This window comes from Bacteroidia bacterium, from assembly GCA_023228875.1.
Taxonomy (GTDB): Bacteria; Bacteroidota; Bacteroidia; order NS11-12g; family UBA955; genus JALOAG01.
The window spans coordinates 1-19,875 of sequence record JALOAG010000018.1 but is presented as its reverse complement, the minus strand read 5'-3'; the positions used below and the strand labels follow the sequence as shown (position 1 = coordinate 19,875).

Below are 19,875 nucleotides of genomic sequence, written 5' to 3'. Positions count from 1 at the left end.
CGGTTCAAGAGGCAAAAGCGGGAGGAAATTCTTCTACTACCATTGCCAAAGAAAGTGTAAGCACATGGTATCAGCACCGCTTGCCAACCAGCGATTTGAGGAATGGCTTGACGAGCTATCCATTAAACAGGAATACAGAGAAACCTACCTGCAATCCGTAGAGCGTATCCTCGGTATGGACAAAAGCGAGCGCAGAAAAGAAGTGGCAAGACTGAACAGCAGCATAGAAAAACTGAAAGATTCGCTTCTGCAAACCGACAAAATGTTTGTGGAAGGCAAAATCAAGGTAGATTCCTACGAACGGTTAAAAGAATCATACGAAAAAGAACTGATGATATTGGAAGTCAGGAAAGCGGAGTTTGCGGATACAAACGAAGATGTGCTTTCGCAAATGCAGTTTGCTTTTCGGGTAATGGAAAACCTGAAAAGGCTATGGCTGAAATTGGATTTGGAGGGTAAGCAAATATTTTTGAGTTCAATCTTTCCTGAAAAACTGCTTTTTGAAAAAGAGCAGTATCGAACACCTGACGGAAATTCGGTTATTTCTGCTTTCTTCCAGATTACCAATGAGTTACAAACCGACAAAACAAAAAAAGCCGCCATTTCTGACGACTTGTCTTGCAGGGCGCACCCGTAGGGATTCGAACCCCAAACCTTTTGATCCGTAGTCAAATGCTCTATCCAATTGAGCTACGGGTGCTGATTTTTGGTGGCGCGAAATTAATGGCATTTTCTAACTTTTCACAATTAGCAGAATACTATTTTTTGCGAATGTTAGTTTTTCGCTTTACTACTGCACCTAACAACATGAAAATTGTAACAAACTTACATCCTTGTCCAATAAGGTCGCCATGTCTTGTATAGAATGTGGTTTCGGTATTTGTTTGAATGTCGGCTTTGATTACTTCTTTTTGCCACCATTGGCTACGATTTATTATGACACCTCGCTCATCTATGATTGCTGAAATTCCTGTGTTAGCACTGCGCGCAATGTACTTTCTTGTTTCTATTGCCCTCATTGCACCATAATAGAGATGTTGTTTGTAACCGGGGGTGTTGCGCCACCATCCGTCATTGGTAATAATTGTGATAAAATGAATCCCTTTTTGAGCAAATTCTCGTACATAATTGCCAAATATTGATTCATAGCATATAAGTCCACAGGTTACGGTAGAGTCTGCGCCAAAAAAGAGAACGGGCTTTTCACTTCTGCCCAAGCTCCCGCTGGTGCCACCCATGGTAATGGATAGTTTTTCTAAGAAACCTAAGTATTTAGGGTAGGGCATTTTTTCTACTCCTAACACCAATTTTGATTTGTGATAAAAAACGGGTGCTTTGTTTTGGGAAATCAATGCGGAGCTATTAAATACGTCAATAAATGTACATGGTTCATCGGTGCTTCTGGCGGTGAGTGTAGGTTTAGTGCAATCTTGAGCTTCGGTATTATAACGTTTATATGTTTCTAAACCTGTAATAATTGAAAGGTTTGGATATGTTTTTGTGAGGTCATACAATAGCTGGATCTTAGCTTCTTCGTTCCATTCTGATTCTTCAAAGTATTCAGGAATAGCGGTTTCGGGCAAAATCAAAAAACAGGTTTTTTGGGAAATATGGGATTGAACACTCTTCAACATTTCAAAAGTTAGGTCATACGGGTCGCGGTTAAATTTTTCGTTATATGGATCAATGTTAGGTTGTAAAATAACTACTTCTACTTTTTTGCTTTGCTTTGGAGGGGTGTATGTATAATAAATCCATACGGATATTAAAGCAGGTAAAAACAATAAAAATGCAGGCTTAAGAAAACCGAATCTGCGTTTGTGAGAAACAGCTTTGAAAATGGCAATATTGACAATCAAAATCCAGAAACTACCCCCTAATACACCGGTATATTCATACCATTGAATAAAAATAGGAAACATAGCAAGGCTATTCCCCAAGGTTAGCCAAGGGAAGTCTAAATCCCAGTTGTAGTGTAAAAGTTCAAATGCAATCCAATAGACAACCAATGAGGTGAAACTGCTTTTAGGAAGATTTTTTCTTGTAAAAAATACTGCTGACAACACCAATGACATCAAAAATGAATTTGCAAAGAGCATGGCAATTGCGCCCCCTTTAGAGGCAAACCATACCCACCATGTTGTGCCTAAGTTCCAAATAAACATGGACAAGTATGACCATTTCCAAAACCACAAAGTACTTTTTCCTTGTTTTACCCCTAATTCCATTAGCTGTAACAAAGGAATCCAAGCGATAAACACCAAGAAAAAGAGTGGATAAGGTGTCCATCCTGCAAACAACAATATGCCACAAAACAAGCTTAGTCCTAAAGGAGAGTGTTTGATTTTATTTATCATGATTGCCTTCTAAAACAATTACAAATTCGCCTTTTGGCGTGTTTTGCATAAAATGGTTTTGCACCTCCGACAGTGTGCCTCTAATGGTTTGGTGGTAGAGTTTACTTAGTTCTCTACTAACAGAGACTCTTCGTTCGCTGCCAAAATGTATGATAAATTCCTCGAGTGTCTTGTTTATTCTGAAAGGACTTTCATAAAAAATCATGGTTCGTGTTTCATTTTTCAACAGAGTCAACCGTGTCAACCTTCCTTTTTTATGAGGTAAAAACCCTTCGAAAACGAATTTTTCACAAGGTAACCCTGATTCAACAAGAGCCGGAACAAACGCAGTTGCTCCTGGAAGTGCTTCAACCGACAAATCAGCTTCAATACAGGCTCTGGCAGCTAAAAATCCGGGGTCTGATATAGCAGGAGTCCCTGCATCGCTCACTAAACCAATGGTATGCCCTTCTTCCACATGCCTTTTAATTTCTTCTACCTTTTCATGTTCATTGTGTATGTGAAATGAGCGCAAAGGGACATTGATTGCATAATGTTTAAATAATAACCCCGAAGTTCGAGTGTCTTCTGCATACACGAAATCACAGGATTGAAGCACCTCAACAGCTCTGAATGTCATGTCTTTCAAGTTGCCTATGGGTGTGGGTACTAAGAATAATTTGCCTATGTTATCTTGCACGCGACAAATGTATTATATCATTACCATTTACCATTCATGCCATCGCACTAAAAAGTAAATGGAATCCATACAGTGATTTCAAGCCAATGAGAGTTTGTCCATAGTGCTGAATTTGTTTTTTGTCAATTATTTTATACAACAAAGAATACCGAGTTACAGTTCACATTAATTTGATGTTTCTTTGCAAGAAATTTTATAACCACATGGACTACGGAAAAGAATTTAAAAAATATGCAACTAAGCATTTAGGTATGAGTTCTCTAAAGGTTGAGAGCGCAATTGAAAATATGACACCTTACATCATCGAAGAACGTCAGCTAAACATGAGCCAGATGGATATTTTTTCACGTTTGATGATGGATAGGATTATCTTTTTGGGAACCGGAATTAATGATGAAGTGGCTAATATTATCATTGGTCAGCTTTTGTTTTTAGATTCTACAAATCCCGGCAGAGATATTCAAATCTACATAAACAGTCCCGGTGGTGGCGTATATGCAGGTTTGGCAATTTACGACACAATGCAATATGTAACTTCTGATGTGGCTACAATCTGTACAGGTATGGCAGCATCTATGGGTGCAGTATTAATGTGTGCCGGAGTAAAAGGGAAAAGAACTGCATTGAAACATTCAAGAGTGATGATACATCAACCATTGGGAGGTGCACAAGGTCAAGCGAGCGATATGGAAATTACCTTAAAAGAGATTTTAAAACTTAAAAAAGAGTTGTACGAAATTATTGCATTCCATTCAGGTCAACCATTTAAGACTGTTGAGAAAGATAGCGATCGAGACCATTGGATGACAGCAGAAGAAGCCAAAGCCTATGGTATGGTTGATGAAGTGCTGATTAAAAAGAAAGACTAATTCTTCATTATTCATCAAATGAAAAATAAAAACAACCATTGTTCTTTTTGTGGCAGAGAAAAGAACAAAGTTGCCATGCTTATTAGCGGAATAGATGCTAATATTTGCGAAGAATGTGTATTACAGGCTTATCATATTGTTGATGAGTCTATTGGTATTGCCAACCTGAACTCTAAAACATCTCGTCAAAAAACTTTTTCACTGGAACTCAATACACCTGCTAAACTCAAAGCACATCTTGATCAGTATGTGATTGGCCAAGATAGAGCAAAAAGAGTATTGTCAGTAGCAGTTTATAACCATTATAAGCGATTGATGGCAATTGGAAAAGACAATGAAGTCGAGATAGAAAAATCGAATGTGTTGTTAATTGGTAGGACAGGGACAGGAAAAACATTGCTTGCACGCACACTCGCAAAGTCATTGAATGTGCCTTTTTGTATTGCAGATGCAACCGTATTAACAGAAGCAGGTTATGTAGGAGAAGATGTTGAGAGTATTATTTCACGTTTGCTGCAAGCAGCAAATTATGACGTGGAAGCAGCTCAACGAGGCATTGTGTATGTTGATGAAATTGATAAGATTTCGCGTAAGTCCGCTAACCCTTCCATCACCCGCGATGTTTCCGGTGAAGGTGTGCAACAAGGATTGTTAAAATTACTGGAAGGAACAGTGGCGAATATTGCTCCCAAAGGAGGTCGCAGACATCCTGACCAAGATTATGTGAAAGTTGATACTTCTAATATCTTGTTTATCTGCGGTGGTGCATTTGAAGGAATAGAAACGATTATCAAAAGGAGAGTCAATGCACAATCGTTGGGATTCAAATCATCTCAAAAGAAACAAGTTAGCGAGACTGATATGCTGCATTATATTTCACCTGAGGATTTAAGAACCTATGGTTTAATTCCTGAAATATTAGGAAGATTGCCAGTAGTTACTGCTTTAGATGAGTTAGATGAAAAAGCACTGTTGAGAATTTTGACAGAACCCAAGAATGCTATTGTAAAGCAATACACAAAGCTTTTTGAAATGGAAGGAGTGGAACTCGAGATTCAAGATACTGTTTTGAAATTTATTGTTAAAAAAGCAATCGAACATAAACTGGGAGCAAGAGGCTTGCGTGCTATTTGCGAACAAATTATGTTGGATTACATGTATGAAGTTCCTGAGAAGAAATACGGCAATAAATTAGTTGTTAAGTTGGCAGACATTAAATCAAAGGTTATTGGCTATCTTAATGAAGCTGCTTGACAACCTTGTTTCTACAACTTTTAAAGGTTATATCTTATTTTGAATCCGAATTCTGTTAAAGAGGTGGGGAATGATTGCGAAGTCTTGGGCTTGTTACGTCTGTGATCAAAATACATACTCAAGTTTATATGATCGTTCACCATGTAATCTAAAGTGGGTCTGATGGATAGTGTCCTGCTGCCTTGAGTCGGTTCTGAAAGGGGAGTGGTCAAATCTCTTCTAATCATTACATTGTCCATCATTGAGACATCAAGCATGAAATTCAAGTCGTTTTTCAAAAAGATTCGTCTGCCTCTCCATCGTATTGGCAACGTGATTTCTTTTGCTCTATATCCACCTCCAATACTAAATTCATTTCTTCTGTTTTCTGTTAATTGCTGATTTGCGGTTAATAAGCTTACTGCTCTAGTCTTGCGATATTCAAAACGCATATTCCAATTGTTTTTCATCGCAATATTAATACCTGCTAATGGAGCAAAGTTCTCGGTGATGGTTACACTACCTACTTGGTATTGAGAAACAAAGTCAACACCAATCTCGGGTTGGGCACTCTTGCTATATCGCAACTCGCTGGTGTAATTAGAGAAAGAATAAGTGCCTGTATAAGCATGAGTAAGACTGATACTTGTGAAGTATTTTTTCAGAGATTCAATTTTGCTTAATCCGTTATAACTCATTCGCCAGCTTGGGAGAGGCATTTTCTTAAAAATATCTAAAGAAACCCTGCTGTTGTTTTTGCCGGTGTAAGCTGCATAAAACGCATTAATTAAAACATCTTGGTTGATTTGAGAATATCCAACAGGGAATTTAGTTGTACTGTCAATCAAACCATTCTGCACTCTGTTGTCTTCAGATTGAAGCCTCTGAGCAATTACATATCTGTTGTCTTTAAACTGTTGAAATATTTTTGATTCTTGATTGTCATCCAATCGGTCAAAGGCAGTACGCCAGAAAATTCCGCTTCGGGTGAATTGCCCTACAGTTCTCATCCCAATATCTCTAAAAGTACCTGAAGAATCCGGGTCAAAACGGAAGTTAGATTGGATATTTTTTGATTCGGTTAGATTAAAGTCTAAGTCAATCCTCATGTCCTTGATTGGCTCAATTGTAATCTTACCTTGATAGGTATTTGAGATTTGTTGAATATAGAAACTTGCTTGTTGTGGATCGTAAGTCATATACCCTTGTTCTGCCAAACGATATCTTATGGAAGGGTCTTGCCCACCTAAGATGAAATCCCAACCGGGTGTGTTTGTTTTAAAATTGTTTCCAAAGTAATCAGGTGTTTGGGTGAAGCCTGGCAATGCAATTCCACTTGTTGAAGAATAATTGAAAGTTGCCTGTTTAAACATGGTGATAAACCTCAAGATGTTTTTTGTGGCACCTGACATTTCTTTCGGCTTGTTTTTGTTGTCTTTGTCATCCGGAGTAGACTTGTTGCTTTGTATTGAATTCCTAGAAGGTGCATTTATCTTCCTAAACACTTTAAACTTGTTATAAAAAGTAGTGAGGTTCAATGTAGCGTTGCCATTTAGTGTTCTGGAATTTTGGATTGTACTTCCAAGTCCCGGTGCAGCTGGAGGTGGTTGCAACCATTCAAAGTTGGCACTATATCGGGTGTTGACTTGTATCCAATCAAAGAATTTAATCTTGTTGATAGGAACAGTATAAGTCAGATTGGCTGTCTGATTAAATCCTGAGAGTTGTCCAAAGTTAAAAAACTCTCTACGCACAGAATCCAACTTTTCTTCTGTATCTAATCTTCCCACGGGTTCGCTTATTCTGCCATTTGCTGTAGATTGGTAATCGAATTTGAGATTTTTACTTATTTGCCAGCCTACCGTATAGAAACGATTCATCGTGAAATTTTTATCAAAAAGGCGAGGTATGTTGTTTCTTAATAAGTCATTGCTTCTGTTTTGAAGTTCTGAATAATATCTGTCCACATCTAACCTTACATTCACAGATTGCGGATACAAGTAAAGGTTGAAATCCTTTATGAGTGTCAATCGTTTTGTTTTCATTTTCTTAAATGGTTCCCAAGGTTTTGGTGTAAGTGAAAACATGTACCCTATGCTACCCCTGTATGTGTTTTGGATTTGTTCTTCAATTTGTTGGTTACGTTTATACAGTTTCTGAACAGAGTAGGAGAGGTTGAAATTTTCTATATCCCAAGGTTTTTGTTTGCTGTTGCCAACACGGTTCTTGCGGACATTTACAAAGTTTAAACTGTATTTAGATGTAAAATCTTCGGCAGCATTTTTTACTCTTTCCTTTTCTTGTTCATCTCTAATCGTGCTTAATGTGGTGCTTAATTCAATATCAGGGTTTAAAGGATTAAACTTAGGACGGATGATATTTTCATTGTAGCCGATGAACATGGGAATTGTAACTCCCATTTTTTGAGGGAAGAATTTGCCTAACTCTATGGTAGAATTTACGTCATATTGATATTGATTGGTGAGACTGCGTTGGTTTAATCTTTGGTCAATGGCTCCAAATCCAATCGTTTTGATATTGCCTGATAGATTTACCGTAGAAAAATCTGCAAGTTGTGCTACAATCCTACCGGTGGCAGCCCAACCGCCTTGGTTTGAAATGTCAGTTACACGGAGTTCATTGAACCACACTTCACCGCATTGCTCTAAGTTAGAATGGTTGCGGATACCTATCATAATGACTCTAACATTACTTAAATCCGGTAGACCAATTAATGTAATTTTTTTGCCACCATCGAGCGTGCGAGTAAAGGGTTTGGACATCGGAGCATCAACATTGGAACGCTCTTGCTTGGTTCTGTATAATTCTTCAAGTTCTAATTCGATATTGTTTGCTTGGGGCCAAATGTTATTATCTGCATAATTGAATAACTCACTCGGGGTTAGTGGGATTTCATATTCATAATAATTGCCTATCACATCAGTACCCAAACGAATAAATGCTGTCATTTCACCTTGTTTGAGATCCGCACCTTCTGCATGGACATACATTTTGAGATATTTATAGTTTCTAATATCCAGATTCATTGTTTTGTATGCGCCTCTGGCATCTTCAGGTGCAAGTTTGCAATAGTTCAGAGCAATAGATTGCTCGTTTTGTTTTACAGCTCCGGGTGTAATAGGGTCAATTACTCTGGGAGTATTTGGTGGTGTTTTATAAGGGAACGGTTTTTTGTTTCCATTTCTCTCAACACTTACAGTAGAAACAGAAAAAGTAGTTTTGTCGTTGGGGTCTGTTGGGATAGAAACACCGGGTACTTTCATGGAGTTTAAATATCTGCGCCAATCAGAACGAACTAATTGCAGTTGTGCAATGCGCAGGATGGTAGAGTCTTCAAAACCTTTCATAAACAGACGCATATATCTGATGGATTTGAAATCAGATATATTACCTACGACTTTGTTATACTCTCGAATGGGTATTTTGAATTGATACCAAGTAATATTGTCTTTTTGTCCATTTTTTAAAACAACTTCAGAAACAATAGAGTCTGTAACGAAATTATGTCCGACTTTTAAATCGCCATGAGCAATGTCAATGCTGTATTGAAAGTAGTCCTCATTTTGATTCATAGTAAAATCATTGTTTACATCCTCGCCATCGGGAGTTGTAGTTGCTGATTTTGGACTTCCATCAGGTAACAATTCCAATGTTGAGTTACCTTGATGACCGTTGTAACGTTTGTATCTTTCAATAATATTTGCTTTGATGTCATCGTATTGAGGGTCGCGACTATGGAGATAGTTGTCGTTAGAAGGGTCGCTGCTTGCGTTTTTATAAATTTCTGAACCGACTCCAAATTGATTTGCCAAAGTATCCAGATATTTTGATTTAAAGAATTGTCTTTCTTGATTGTCGTTTAATCCGTCTAATCCAATATCTTGAAAAGGTCTTGACTCTGTGTTGTTATCAAATGCGAAATTAATCTGAGGCAGGAGAGGGACATAGCCGAATGTGGAGGGGTCTATGGTGTTCCTATCTGTTGCATTTTTGGGAAATCCATTTTCGTATGATTTTCTTCGGTCCGGTAAAATGTCTTCTGAAATATTTCCTAAATTGATATATAGTTTTCCTTGATTGCTGGTGGTTGGATTGTACTTAAATGGATCCATCATCCAAATTTCAATATAATCAATATTGGCTGCCTCAAAGTCGTTAGTTTCAATCTTTCGCATGATACCTCCCCATGATTTTGTTGGGTCATTGAAGGTTCCATCGGATTTAAAGTCAAAAGATTTAGCGTTGTAGTTGTATGGACCTCTTTCTTTAGGGAAAAATGCAATGTCTAAAGTTGGTTGTATGTTAGGAACGCCTTGTTGTAATTCTTTGTTTTGAAAAACTTCATTTACAGTAACCTCACGCATGTAATGATTGGACTGCATTTCGATATCATCTTTGATATGTTGAGGTGTGTTTTTGTCATTTCTGTAAAAAGTTGGGTCAACCGAATACCAAGATATAAGACCTCTATAATCTAACCATGATGTTTTATCAGTGAGGGCAATATCCCATTCAGGGAAAAGGTCAGGTTGTTTTTGTGGAATACTCGCCAATTTCCAATTTTGTGGTTGTCTGAGTTCAAATGGAATTTCAGCAGCTTCAAAATCATCGATATACGAAATTCCTCGTTCTCCATTTCGTACCGAACTTTCAATAGAACGCGGTTTCCCCGGAATGAGTTGAGCATACTCTGCTTGAATTAAAATACTAGACTCTTCTTTAGTTTCAATGAGTGGTATTTTATCAACGAGTTTAGTAAGAAAACGAGATTTTGTATTGTAAATTCCATCAAACCCGAAAATAGTGTTCATCAGAGGGTCTTCGCCTATATTTGTCTTTGGTGTTAAAGGTCTTTCATACATGTGCAACAGTGTGCCTCCAAGGCTTAATTTTTTGTTGACAGCATAGTCAAAACGAGTACCCAACATGGTTTTCTGTTGAGTGTTAAACATGGATTGGTTTTCAGATGAAACCGTAATATTGGCACCACTCGATAGAATGCCTTGATTTAGAATTGTAACTTTTCCTATGTTATAATCCACAATGTAATCGGAGCCTTCTCGTAATTTATTTCCATTGGCAAACACCTGAACAGACCCGGGAGGTACATTCATTGAGTTCAGCATGATTTCAGCGCTTGAAGTCCCTTTGTATTTACCCTTTAAGAAAAACTTGTTCTTAGCAACGTCTTGGGTGGCTAAGGACTTTGTAGAATCATACAGTGCATTGAAAACATATTTGTCTGCTAAAAGACTATCATTTCCGAATTTGGATTTTAAATATCTGCCAAATGGTTCCGCAACAGGGAAAATAACTTGTCCGCGTTGTCTGTTTATAGTGATTCCGTCAATTGCATCAAAAACACCATCCGGTTTTGCTTCTTGTTGTCTGTTAATTCTGTCAAGGTTAAAAACAGTTAGTAGTGGCACTCCACCACTGATCCCTGGAATGTTCTGTACAGGTAAATAATTTAAGTCTGCTCCGGAGGGGTCATCAGCATAAATTACGTCAATATAAAAATCTTCCAGATTGAGATTCGATGTATTGAGAGAGTATATATTCTTCATCATCAATTTCCACATTGGAATTTTTGTCCTCACTGTGGTGCTTTTGAGCATCTTGATAAAAAGCACTCTGCTGTCTATGTCTTGTGCCACCTCAGAAGAAAATTCACCAACTTTATAAACTTGACCGTTATAGGTGTATTCATAAGCCACACCTAATACCTCATCATTATTTAAACCTTGATTAAGAGAGATATAACCTAATCTGGGGTTGAGTGTGTATTCGTTTTCATTGAGCTTTCTGGCACCATTGACATATTCATAGTCAAAACCGGGTTCTAAACTTGGAATTGCAGCAGTAATTCCATCAATAGCGGTACTTGCCTTACGTGCAGTGTTGGACGATGCCAATTGAGAATATTCTGAGTTGAAGTCGTTAGAGGGGTAGGGAATGCTTGAGCCGGTGTTCAGATTTGAGTTATAAGGTTTGCTTTCAGCCAGGTCCATCAAAGCGACAATGTCGCGTGTGTTTTCAAACATCCCTCCTTTGTTGGTAACCCACACCTCAACTCTATTGATTACAACACCTGAGTTTATAATTGGCAGATTAGCCAATGAATTATCATAGTTTTCATAGAAGTATTGGCTTAAAAAGAAGTGCCTATTTGCTTCATATAAATCTGCTTGGATGTTGAATTCGGTTGTTTGAGCACCATTGGATACTGATTGTTCAGTTCTTTGACCTCGATTTTGAGAAAATAATGCAGACCATGTTAACCTTCCGAACTGCATTTCTGTTCTGACACCAAACAAATTACTTCCGCCTTGAATTAAACTGCTGTTCAGTGGCATGCTGATATTTCCAACTTCTATTTTTTTAAGGATATCATCTTCTTTTCCAACCCAGTCTAATTTAGTTTGATTTTCAAACTCGAACGTAGCTTTGGTGTCATATTTAATCCCTACTTTAATGCGGTCGCCAATGTTGCCGGTAACTCCGAGTTGCAGATTTTGGTCAAAGATGAGTTGTGGTGGTGGCATTTGCATTCGAACCGAAAAGTTAGGGTTCTTAACACGGTTGATATTCATTCCTAAGGTAAGTTCTGCCGTACCTGTTGGTTGAATTTCTATTAAGCCATTACCCATAAATTTTGTCAAATTGGGTAAAATACCCAAACCGGGACTCTTGCTGCTTCCTCCTCTAGCAAAGTTTTGTGCACGCCCCTGATCCCTGAAATAGTCTCTATTCACTTTTTGTGCATACTCGTCCATGTATTGTTGACGAGTAAGTTCTCTCACACCGGGCAAGTACCTATCACCAATTTTTCTACGTACTTCATATTTACCGGTATTTGAGTTAAATGAAACTTCTTCTTTGATGTTGCTAGGATTTGGAAGGTCTATGCCACCACCTTTTCCATTTTTGTCAATCGGAAAACGTAAGTTACTTGAATCAGAAGAGTTTGGGTTTGTTTGTGAATAGGCACTTGGTGCAATACTTAGAAATAATGCAACTAATATAACAATGGATTTGTAAGAAACAGGAATTTGAAAGCCTCGTAAGCAGAAAATAACCCTTAGCTTTTCTTTATAAAATCTGTTTTTCACCTTCCTTTCCGATTCCTTGTTTATAAATGAGTATTGTTAATTGCTGCTATAGGATTCTGAGAGCATTCTTAATCAGATTTTCAACAGAAATTTGAGGATTGTCTTGCAAGATTTTGCTGATTGCTTTGGCAGCAACATTCTTGTTAAAACCTAATGATTCTAATGCTAACAATGCTTCTTGATTAAGAGAAATTGATGTCTCAATGGAAGAGCTTGTTATATTCATTTGATTCATTTTGCCTAACTTATCTTGTAATTCAACTACGATTCTTTGAGCGGTCTTTGGACCAATCCCTTTAATAGAATTTAACAACGCAAGATTGCCGCTAACTATTGCGTTAATTATTTCATTTGTCGATTGTGATGACAAAATCATGCGAGCAGTTGAAGGACCAACTCCACTTACTCCAATGAGGGCGCGGAAGAGCACTCTTTCTGCATCATTTGCAAAACCATAAAGTGTTTGTGCATTTTCGCTTACCGCAAAATGAATAAATACTTTGCCTTCTTTCTTGTCTTTTAGTGCTTCAAATGTATTTAAGGAAATACTGACATTATATCCGACACCTCCACAATCCACTACCATGAATGTGGGAGTAAGTAATGTGAAACTTCCGTGCAGGTACTCGTACATAAGTGTGCGAAAATAGTGAATTGTGTCAATCTAATTACAATACTGAAAGCCAAAAAGAATAATAATTCTCGAGATGATTTCACTTTGTGAAAAGCATAATTTTTAAACAGTTAAAAGTTGATTTTGAAGTAGCCTTAGTATCGTAAATCAAGTTGGGTAATCCATTCTTTGAAATCAGGATGTTCTTCAACCATTTTCTTAATCTTATCCTCGTTGGTATATGGTATATCTGATTGAACTGTTGAATTGGTTTCTTCAAACACCATCTCAAAATCTCTATTAGAGAGCTTACTTGAAAAAAATTGCTTAATAAATAATTTTTCTTGACTCACTTTCTCATTATTGAGACCACTTGGTATCGAAATGGTAAGAATGGAACCTTCTAATTTTGCAGAAAAGTTAGTGATGATAGTGCTTAGATAACTGTCATTTTCACTAGCATATTTTTGACTAAGTTCAATAATAGTCGATTCGAAAAAGTCCTCATCATATTCATCAGTATCGGATATAGAAGCATTCGTGATGTCAACTTCTGAAAAATCTTGCTCTATATAAATCTCGCCTTCATCCTGTTCATCAATACCATTGGTTGGAATTTCGTTACTAACTTGCTCAGAGAGTTCAGGGGGGTGAGATAATTGGTTTGACTCAGTCGATTCGTCCTTGATATCGGAATGTTGAGGTGCTTTAGGATTAGATTTGGGAATTTTGATAGCAGGTAGTTCTTGTGCCGGAGCTTCGCGAACTTTTACTTTCTCAATGATGTTTAAAATGCGTGATTCATCTGAAACTATTGGCAGAACTTCAGAACTATCTATTTCATCACTTTTTTTTTTAATTCTTCGAGAGTTGCACTTACATCAATCATGTTTTGCAAATGACACAATTTCATTAAGGCTAATTCTGTGTAGAATGCGGGATTGTAGCTTGATTTAATACTTGTTTCAAATTGGAAACATATGTTTAATCCATTCAGAATAAAACCGGCACTTACTTTTGTTGCTTGTTCTTCGTACATCTTAATGTGTTTTTCACTTAATTCCATTAATTTGAGTGTAGAAGGGTCTTTTGCTACAAGTAAGTTTCTAAAATGTGAAGCTAATCCTCCAAGCACTGATTGTGTATCAAAACCTTTATCAAGTATCTCGTTAAGAAGTATTAGAGAAGACGGGATGTCGCTTATGAGAAAGAAGTCTGTGAGTTTAAAAAAGAAATCTTTGTCAAGTATATTAAGATTTTCAGCTGCCTCTTGGTAAGTAATTTTGCCGTTACAAAAACTTGCAAGCATGTCAAAAAGAGACAGGGCATCTCGTAATCCGCCATCTGCTTTCTCTGCAATCAGATGCAACGCTTCCGATTCAAATTGAATACCTTCGCTTTCTGCAACTTTTTTGAGGTGATTTACCATATCATTCAGAGAAATACGCTTGAAATTAAAGACTTGGCAACGCGATAAAATGGTTGGCAGTATTTTGTGTTTTTCTGTAGTTGCTAATATGAAGATAGCATACCTTGGCGGTTCTTCGAGTGTTTTTAAAAACGCATTGAACGCCTGTGAAGAAAGCATGTGTACCTCATCAATAATATACACTTTGTATCTGCCTGTTTGAGGCGGTATTCTAACTTGTTCAATCAATGCCCTGATGTCATCGACTGAATTGTTTGATGCTGCATCAAGTTCGAAAATATTAAAAGAATAGTCTTTATTGGGGTCGTCCTCACCGGAAGAGTTGATGACCTTAGCCAGAATTCTTGCACATGTAGTTTTGCCAACACCTCTAGGTCCCGTAAAAAGAAATGCCTGTGCTAATTTGTCTAGTTTGATTTCATTTTCTAAAGTATCTGTAATATGCTTTTGTCCAACCACTTCATCGAAGTTTTTGGGTCTGTATTTACGAGCAGATACTATATAATTTTCCATCAGTTATTGAGATGGCAAATTAAGTAACTTATCTGATGAAATAAAAATGAAAGTCGAAATTAATGAAACGATTAAGGTTGCAATTTCAAGACAAAAAAATGTGCATAAAAGCGAAACTAATTGGAAATACATTAAATTTGCCGACTCATTATTAAAAAGTATAAAAATGAAAAAAGTATTTAACTTATCACTCATGGTTGCTACATTATTAGCAACATCTTTGTTTACTTCATGTTCTAAGGAGGAAGAAAATCCTGACAAACCACAACCAACAATTTCTGTAGAAGTTCTTGGAAAAAGCAGTTCTGACATTGAAGTTGGAAAATCAGAAGCAATTTCTTTTAGATGGAATGTTATTAAAGCAGGTGGCGGATCAGATTTAAAAGAATTCTCTATTTCTCAACAAGGAATCAATGTGCTTTCTGACCTTCCTGAAACTGCAAAAGGTAAATCATTTGCTAACAATAAAATTTCTCTTTCAGGATCTGACAAAACTCAGTATGTTGATACTCTTACAATTTATTCTGGTGATAATCTAGGTACAACTACTTACACTTTCAAGATTGAAGACAAAGACGGTAATATTGTAACAAAAGTTATCAAAGTAACAGTTAGTGCTACTGCAAATGAAACTCCTTTGGCTACTACCAAAGATGGAGCTTTCTGGCATGCAGGTGGCTCAAAAGATGGAGCTTATGACTTAGATGCTGATAAATCAGTAGCATCTAATTCTGCTGCAGCTAACAGAGATATGACTAACAATGATAAAGCAGGAGATGCTTTTACCGGTAGTTTTACTGCTGCAAATTCAACTGAATTTGTAAAAGCAAATTCTTATGACTATGCAAATGCAACTGTAGAATCTGCTGCTACTGCTTATGCAGGAGGTACTGCAAGTGCTACTGTTTCTAATCCTCAAACTAACGATATTTATATCGCGAAATTCAGAGGTGGAGACGATTATGTTGTAATTAAAATTACCGCTGTTGACCCAGTAAATAACGATTGCGCCTGCGGAAACAAAGGTAAAATCACTTTTGAATACAAAAAGAAATAAGTCCTCTTATAATCCAATCTAACAAAAAGCCTTCCCATTCGGAAGGCTTTTTTGTTGCAATATTTTTCCTCTATCGCAAAAAATATTATTAGACAAGATGCAACTTTGAATTGTTTATGATAGATGACATGGTGTATTGCTTAAAAATATTTGCTAAAATTGCAGGACTGCATTATGGACAATCAAAATGTAATATCAATACATGGAGCAGACTTCTTTAACGAAAATAACTTGGTTTTGAATCAGATAGATTTAGAACTTAAGAAAGGAGAGTTTGCATATTTAATAGGTAAAACCGGTGGTGGTAAGTCAACGTTTCTCAAGACTCTCTATGGTGAAATCAAACTACAAGAGGGTAGTGGAGAAGTTGCAGGATTTGATTTGAAAAAAATAAAACGCAGGCAAATACCAAAATTAAGGCGAAAACTTGGAATTGTATTCCAAGATTTTCAATTACTGATGGATAGGAACGTGATGGATAATTTGATGTTTGTTCTGTTAGCAACCGGGTGGCACGATCAAATTAAAATGAAAAGCAGAGCTCGCGAGGTATTAGAATTGGTGGGATTGTCCACAAAAGATTATAAGATGCCACACCAATTATCTGGTGGAGAGCAACAGAGATTAGTTATCGCTCGCGCAATTTTGAATTCACCCGAACTAATCTTAGCGGATGAGCCTACCGGTAATCTTGATCCCGATTTGAGCGAAGATATTGTGAAACTATTGATGAAAATATCAAATGAAGAAGGAGCTTCTGTGCTCATGGCGACTCATGACTTTGTGCTGTTAGAAAAATTCCCGTCCAAAGTCTTTAAAATAAATTTAGGTAAGATTGAAACAATAGAGGACTCAAGAGGTGTTAGGCTATAATATGGTTTGGTATGAATATAAAGCTGCTTTTCTTGCTTGGAACAATCATTTGTTCAACAAATTCCAAAGCATTGGATGGCAGTTATGTGTTTGGTGCAAAGGCATATTCACTTGGCTTTTGTGGTTTGCTATCAAATGATTTATGGTCGCTTTACAATAATCCGGGGGCAGTTGCTTTAATGGGCAAATCTGCTGTTGGATTATCTATTCAAAATAAATTTGGAGTATCAAAATTAAATGCCGGTTCACTTGCAGCTAACTTACGCTCTGATTATGGGAGTATGGGTTTATTTGCTTTTTCATTTGGGAATACATCATATAACCAATATGCCTATGGAGTATCCTTCTCAAGATTACTCATTCCTAAATTTTCACTTGGTATAACACTTTATTATACAGGAATTTATGTAAGTGATTATGGTAATTTTGGAACACCGGCTTTTAATATTGGCTGTGCATTCCCTGTCAATGATAACTTTTCAGGGGCTTTCAAAATCAGCAATCCTACTTCAAACAAAATTTCACATTTAAGTGCCGAAAGTACACAAGCGAGCGCTGCATTTGGACTCAGTCATAAAGTTGCTTCCAATACGAAATTATACTTGGAGGCTGAGATTTATGAAAGTTACCCATTGGACTTTCGCTGTGGTATTGAATATGCCCCCAAAGGTAGCTTTTATGCTATGAGAACTGGTTTTTCAACCTTGCGTAGATCTATTGCCATAGGTTTAAGTTTAGAAAAAAATGTGAAAGTGATTGTTGCTTTTACTTATCATAACCGACTTGGAGCTTCATCAACTTTAGATACTCATTATTATTTTGGTAAATCAATTCAAGAAAAATAATTGGCTTTTAATCAGTTTCTTATTTGTGCCTGTGTTTGCGTTTGCTCAGATAGAAGAAGATGAATTCCAACAAGAAATTGAAAGTTGGATTGAAAATAATGACGCTTCACCTGATTATCAGGATTTGTTTGACCAAACAGCATTTTCACAAAAGAGAAGAATAAGTATCAATCATGCAACTTATGATGATTTGAGTAGATTCCCTTTCTTATCTGCTGCGCAAATTTTTGCAATTATTAATCATAGAAAAATTTTTGGAAACTTCTTGTCGGTTTATGAATTGCAAGTCATTGAAGAATTAGATGATGAGACTATTGCTAAAATAATTCCTTTTATTTCTATTGTCCAAAGTCCAATTGAGAGATTGCGCAATTATTCACTTTATGAAAAACCATTACAATCTGAGTTTATCAGTTTGTATGGTGAAAGATTAGAGCGTTCTAAAGGCTTCTCATTAAATAATAATACTGCTTCTTCACCATATATCGGCTCACCTCAAAGATTTGTTTTTAAGTATAAAGGGAGTTATAAGAATAGAATATTTTTTGGATATTCCGGTGAAAAGGATGCAGGCGAAACCTTTTTCAGAGCGAATAATCCATATGGGTTTGACTTTAATTCGGCTTATTTGATGTATAAGGATGATAAAGGAGTGATCAAGAATATAGTAATAGGAGATTTTCAGGCTGCATTTGGTCAAGGGTTGACTTTTGGTTCAGGACTATCATTTGGTAAATCTGCAATGATTACAAATGTAAAACGTAACCAAAATGGTTTTAGACCGTATCGCTCATTGAATGAGAATGATTTCTTAAGAGGGATTGGAGTTACGCTTCATAAGGGTATGTTAGAATCATCATTATTTGTAGCACGAAATCGATTAGATGGAACTCTCTCAAATAGTGATTCATTAGAGGAGGCATTTTTTTCTTCTTTTGGTTCTACGGGGCTGCATCGAACTTCAACAGAAATCAACAATAAAAATACGATTGGAAGAACGATGTTTGGTGGAAATATCGGTTGGAGAAGTAACAATTTTACTGTTGGTTATACTTATATTCATACAAGGTATGATTTTGCATTTGCTCCTAAAGATATCCCTTATAACAGATTTAGATTTAATGGTAGTTTCAATGTGAATCAAGGTCTTGATTATTCTTTTTTGTTTAAAAACATATTGCTTTTTGGCGAGATTGCTTCTGTGTCAATTGCAAAAGGTCTATCATTTGTTCAGGGAGGATTGTTGAGCTTAGGCAAAAATCTTGAAATAGCTTTTGTTCATAGAAACATTGATAGGGATTTCACTTTTACATATTCAACAGCATTTGCCGAGTCTTCAACAGTGTCAAATGAAAGAGGTACTTATATCGGATTAGTCTGGCGACCTATTAATAAATGGAGCATGAATATTTATTATGACATTTTTTTTCATAATTGGTTGAAATATAGGGTAGATGCACCCTCAGACGGTCATGATGTGTATGCTGAATTGCAATATACGGAAAGGAAGAAGTTTGCTGTTGCTGCTCGATTTAGGGTGAGAAACAAATCATTTAATTATACACCCAGTGGTTCACATCTCAATGAATTGAATCGTACCGAAAAATTGCAAGCCAGATTGAATGTACAATATTTTCTTTCTCCAAATTTGACTATCAAATCTCGTGTAGAATGGAGTCGCTTTTTAAATTCATATTCCTTTCTTCAATCCTCTTATGGGAGTTTAGCCTATTTTGATATTACACAGCAAATTCCCAAAAGTAAGTCAAGAATAAGTTGCCGTTTTGTAATGTTTAATGTAGATAGTTATGATGCAAGAATATATACTTTTGAGAACGATGTGTTGTATTCTTATTCAGTGCCTGCTTTTCAAAATTCCGGAATAAGGGTTTATCTACTTGCTAAAACTAGACTGTATAAAGGGGTTGATTTATGGATAAAAGTTGCTAGAACAAAGTATAACAATATTGAGACCATCAGCTCAGGATTAGATCAACTTCCGGCTAATATTGCTACAGATATTAAATGTCAGCTTAGATGGAGTTTTTAAATATTTTTTCTTATAACAAAAACGCCTCCAAAATCTTGGAGGCGTTTTTAGGTTGTATATAACTAGTTGCTGTGTTTATCGTAGCAACGTAACAGTTCCCTTGTATTCATAATCCTTGCCGTCAAAGCCTGTAACCTTTACTTTGTAGGTATAAACATCTTGTTTGCAATCCACGCCATTAAATGTTCCGTCCCAGCCTTCTTCGAGGTTATTAGACTCATAGA

The 19,875-nt window shown here is 36.6% G+C and carries 12 protein-coding genes and 1 tRNA gene; 7 read left to right on the top strand and 6 right to left on the bottom strand.

Annotation, left to right across the window (positions count from 1 at the left end; translation table 11 throughout):
- Positions 1-637: hypothetical protein (locus tag M0R38_11310; GenBank protein ID MCK9482334.1), on the top strand; the 637-nt coding region annotated here is incomplete at its 5' end.
- Here M0R38_11310 and M0R38_11305 read toward each other — a convergent pair.
- The 3 genes from M0R38_11305 to rsmI all read right to left on the bottom strand — a co-directional run bounded on the left by M0R38_11305 (position 627) and on the right by rsmI (position 3,024).
- Positions 627-700: transfer RNA gene (locus tag M0R38_11305), tRNA-Arg, on the bottom strand. The two genes, M0R38_11310 and M0R38_11305, sit on opposite strands and share 11 nt — an antisense overlap.
- Positions 701-758: 58 nt before the next feature.
- The gene (gene lnt / locus M0R38_11300) at positions 759-2,357 is read right to left on the bottom strand and encodes an apolipoprotein N-acyltransferase (protein MCK9482333.1); all 1,599 of its coding nucleotides are present in this window, start codon (positions 2,355-2,357) and stop codon (positions 759-761) included.
- Positions 2,347-3,024: a 16S rRNA (cytidine(1402)-2'-O)-methyltransferase gene (rsmI, locus tag M0R38_11295; protein MCK9482332.1), complete on the bottom strand. Its 678-nt coding sequence runs from the start codon at positions 3,022-3,024 to the stop codon at positions 2,347-2,349. Before rsmI ends, lnt begins: the two co-directional genes overlap by 11 nt.
- Before the next feature lie 215 nt (positions 3,025-3,239).
- Here rsmI and clpP point away from each other — a divergent pair, with 215 nt between their 5' ends.
- Positions 3,240-3,905 (top strand): ATP-dependent Clp endopeptidase proteolytic subunit ClpP, encoded by a 666-nt coding sequence (clpP, locus tag M0R38_11290; GenBank protein MCK9482331.1) that lies wholly within the window; start codon positions 3,240-3,242, stop codon positions 3,903-3,905.
- A gap of 18 nt (positions 3,906-3,923) precedes the next feature.
- On the top strand, positions 3,924-5,159 hold the full coding sequence (gene clpX, locus M0R38_11285) for an ATP-dependent Clp protease ATP-binding subunit ClpX (protein ID MCK9482330.1): 1,236 nt from the start codon (positions 3,924-3,926) through the stop codon (positions 5,157-5,159).
- 20 nt (positions 5,160-5,179) lie between these two features.
- Here the strand turns inward: clpX and sprA are convergent, their stop codons facing one another.
- From sprA to dnaX, 3 genes are all read right to left on the bottom strand, one after another.
- Positions 5,180-12,271 (bottom strand): cell surface protein SprA, encoded by a 7,092-nt coding sequence (sprA, locus tag M0R38_11280; GenBank protein ID MCK9482329.1) that lies wholly within the window; start codon positions 12,269-12,271, stop codon positions 5,180-5,182.
- Between the two features lie 46 nt (positions 12,272-12,317).
- On the bottom strand, positions 12,318-12,905 hold the full coding sequence (gene ruvA, locus M0R38_11275; protein ID MCK9482328.1) for a Holliday junction branch migration protein RuvA: 588 nt from the start codon (positions 12,903-12,905) through the stop codon (positions 12,318-12,320).
- Positions 12,906-13,719: 814 nt separating this feature from the next.
- The gene (gene dnaX / locus M0R38_11270) at positions 13,720-14,826 is read right to left on the bottom strand and encodes a DNA polymerase III subunit gamma/tau (protein ID MCK9482327.1); all 1,107 of its coding nucleotides are present in this window, start codon (positions 14,824-14,826) and stop codon (positions 13,720-13,722) included.
- Between the two features lie 46 nt (positions 14,827-14,872).
- Here dnaX and M0R38_11265 point away from each other — a divergent pair, with 46 nt between their 5' ends.
- From M0R38_11265 to M0R38_11250, 4 genes are all read left to right on the top strand, one after another.
- On the top strand, positions 14,873-15,883 hold the full coding sequence (locus M0R38_11265) for a hypothetical protein (protein MCK9482326.1): 1,011 nt from the start codon (positions 14,873-14,875) through the stop codon (positions 15,881-15,883).
- A 174-nt stretch (positions 15,884-16,057) separates the two neighbouring features.
- On the top strand, positions 16,058-16,756 hold the full coding sequence (locus M0R38_11260; protein MCK9482325.1) for an ATP-binding cassette domain-containing protein: 699 nt from the start codon (positions 16,058-16,060) through the stop codon (positions 16,754-16,756).
- Positions 16,757-16,767: 11 nt separating this feature from the next.
- Positions 16,768-17,601 (top strand): hypothetical protein, encoded by an 834-nt coding sequence (locus tag M0R38_11255; GenBank protein ID MCK9482324.1) that lies wholly within the window; start codon positions 16,768-16,770, stop codon positions 17,599-17,601.
- The gene (locus M0R38_11250) at positions 17,576-19,651 is read left to right on the top strand and encodes a helix-hairpin-helix domain-containing protein (GenBank protein ID MCK9482323.1); all 2,076 of its coding nucleotides are present in this window, start codon (positions 17,576-17,578) and stop codon (positions 19,649-19,651) included. The genes M0R38_11255 and M0R38_11250 overlap by 26 nt, the downstream gene beginning before the upstream one ends.
- The last annotated feature ends 224 nt before the right edge of the window (positions 19,652-19,875 follow it).

What these genes read in the sequence shown, in the direction of transcription:
- clpX (MCK9482330.1), top strand. Translation starts at nt 3,924, where the DNA reads ATGAAAAATAAAAACAACCATTGTTCTTTTTGTGGCAGAGAAAAGAAC.
- lnt (MCK9482333.1), bottom strand. Translation starts at nt 2,357, where the DNA reads ATGATAAATAAAATCAAACACTCTCCTTTAGGACTAAGCTTGTTTTGT.
- M0R38_11255 (MCK9482324.1), top strand. Translation starts at nt 16,768, where the DNA reads ATGAATATAAAGCTGCTTTTCTTGCTTGGAACAATCATTTGTTCAACA.
- M0R38_11260 (MCK9482325.1), top strand. Translation starts at nt 16,058, where the DNA reads ATGGACAATCAAAATGTAATATCAATACATGGAGCAGACTTCTTTAAC.
- dnaX (MCK9482327.1), bottom strand. Translation starts at nt 14,826, where the DNA reads ATGGAAAATTATATAGTATCTGCTCGTAAATACAGACCCAAAAACTTC.
- ruvA (MCK9482328.1), bottom strand. Translation starts at nt 12,905, where the DNA reads ATGTACGAGTACCTGCACGGAAGTTTCACATTACTTACTCCCACATTC.
- clpP (MCK9482331.1), top strand. Translation starts at nt 3,240, where the DNA reads ATGGACTACGGAAAAGAATTTAAAAAATATGCAACTAAGCATTTAGGT.
- M0R38_11265 (MCK9482326.1), top strand. Translation starts at nt 14,873, where the DNA reads ATGAAAGTCGAAATTAATGAAACGATTAAGGTTGCAATTTCAAGACAA.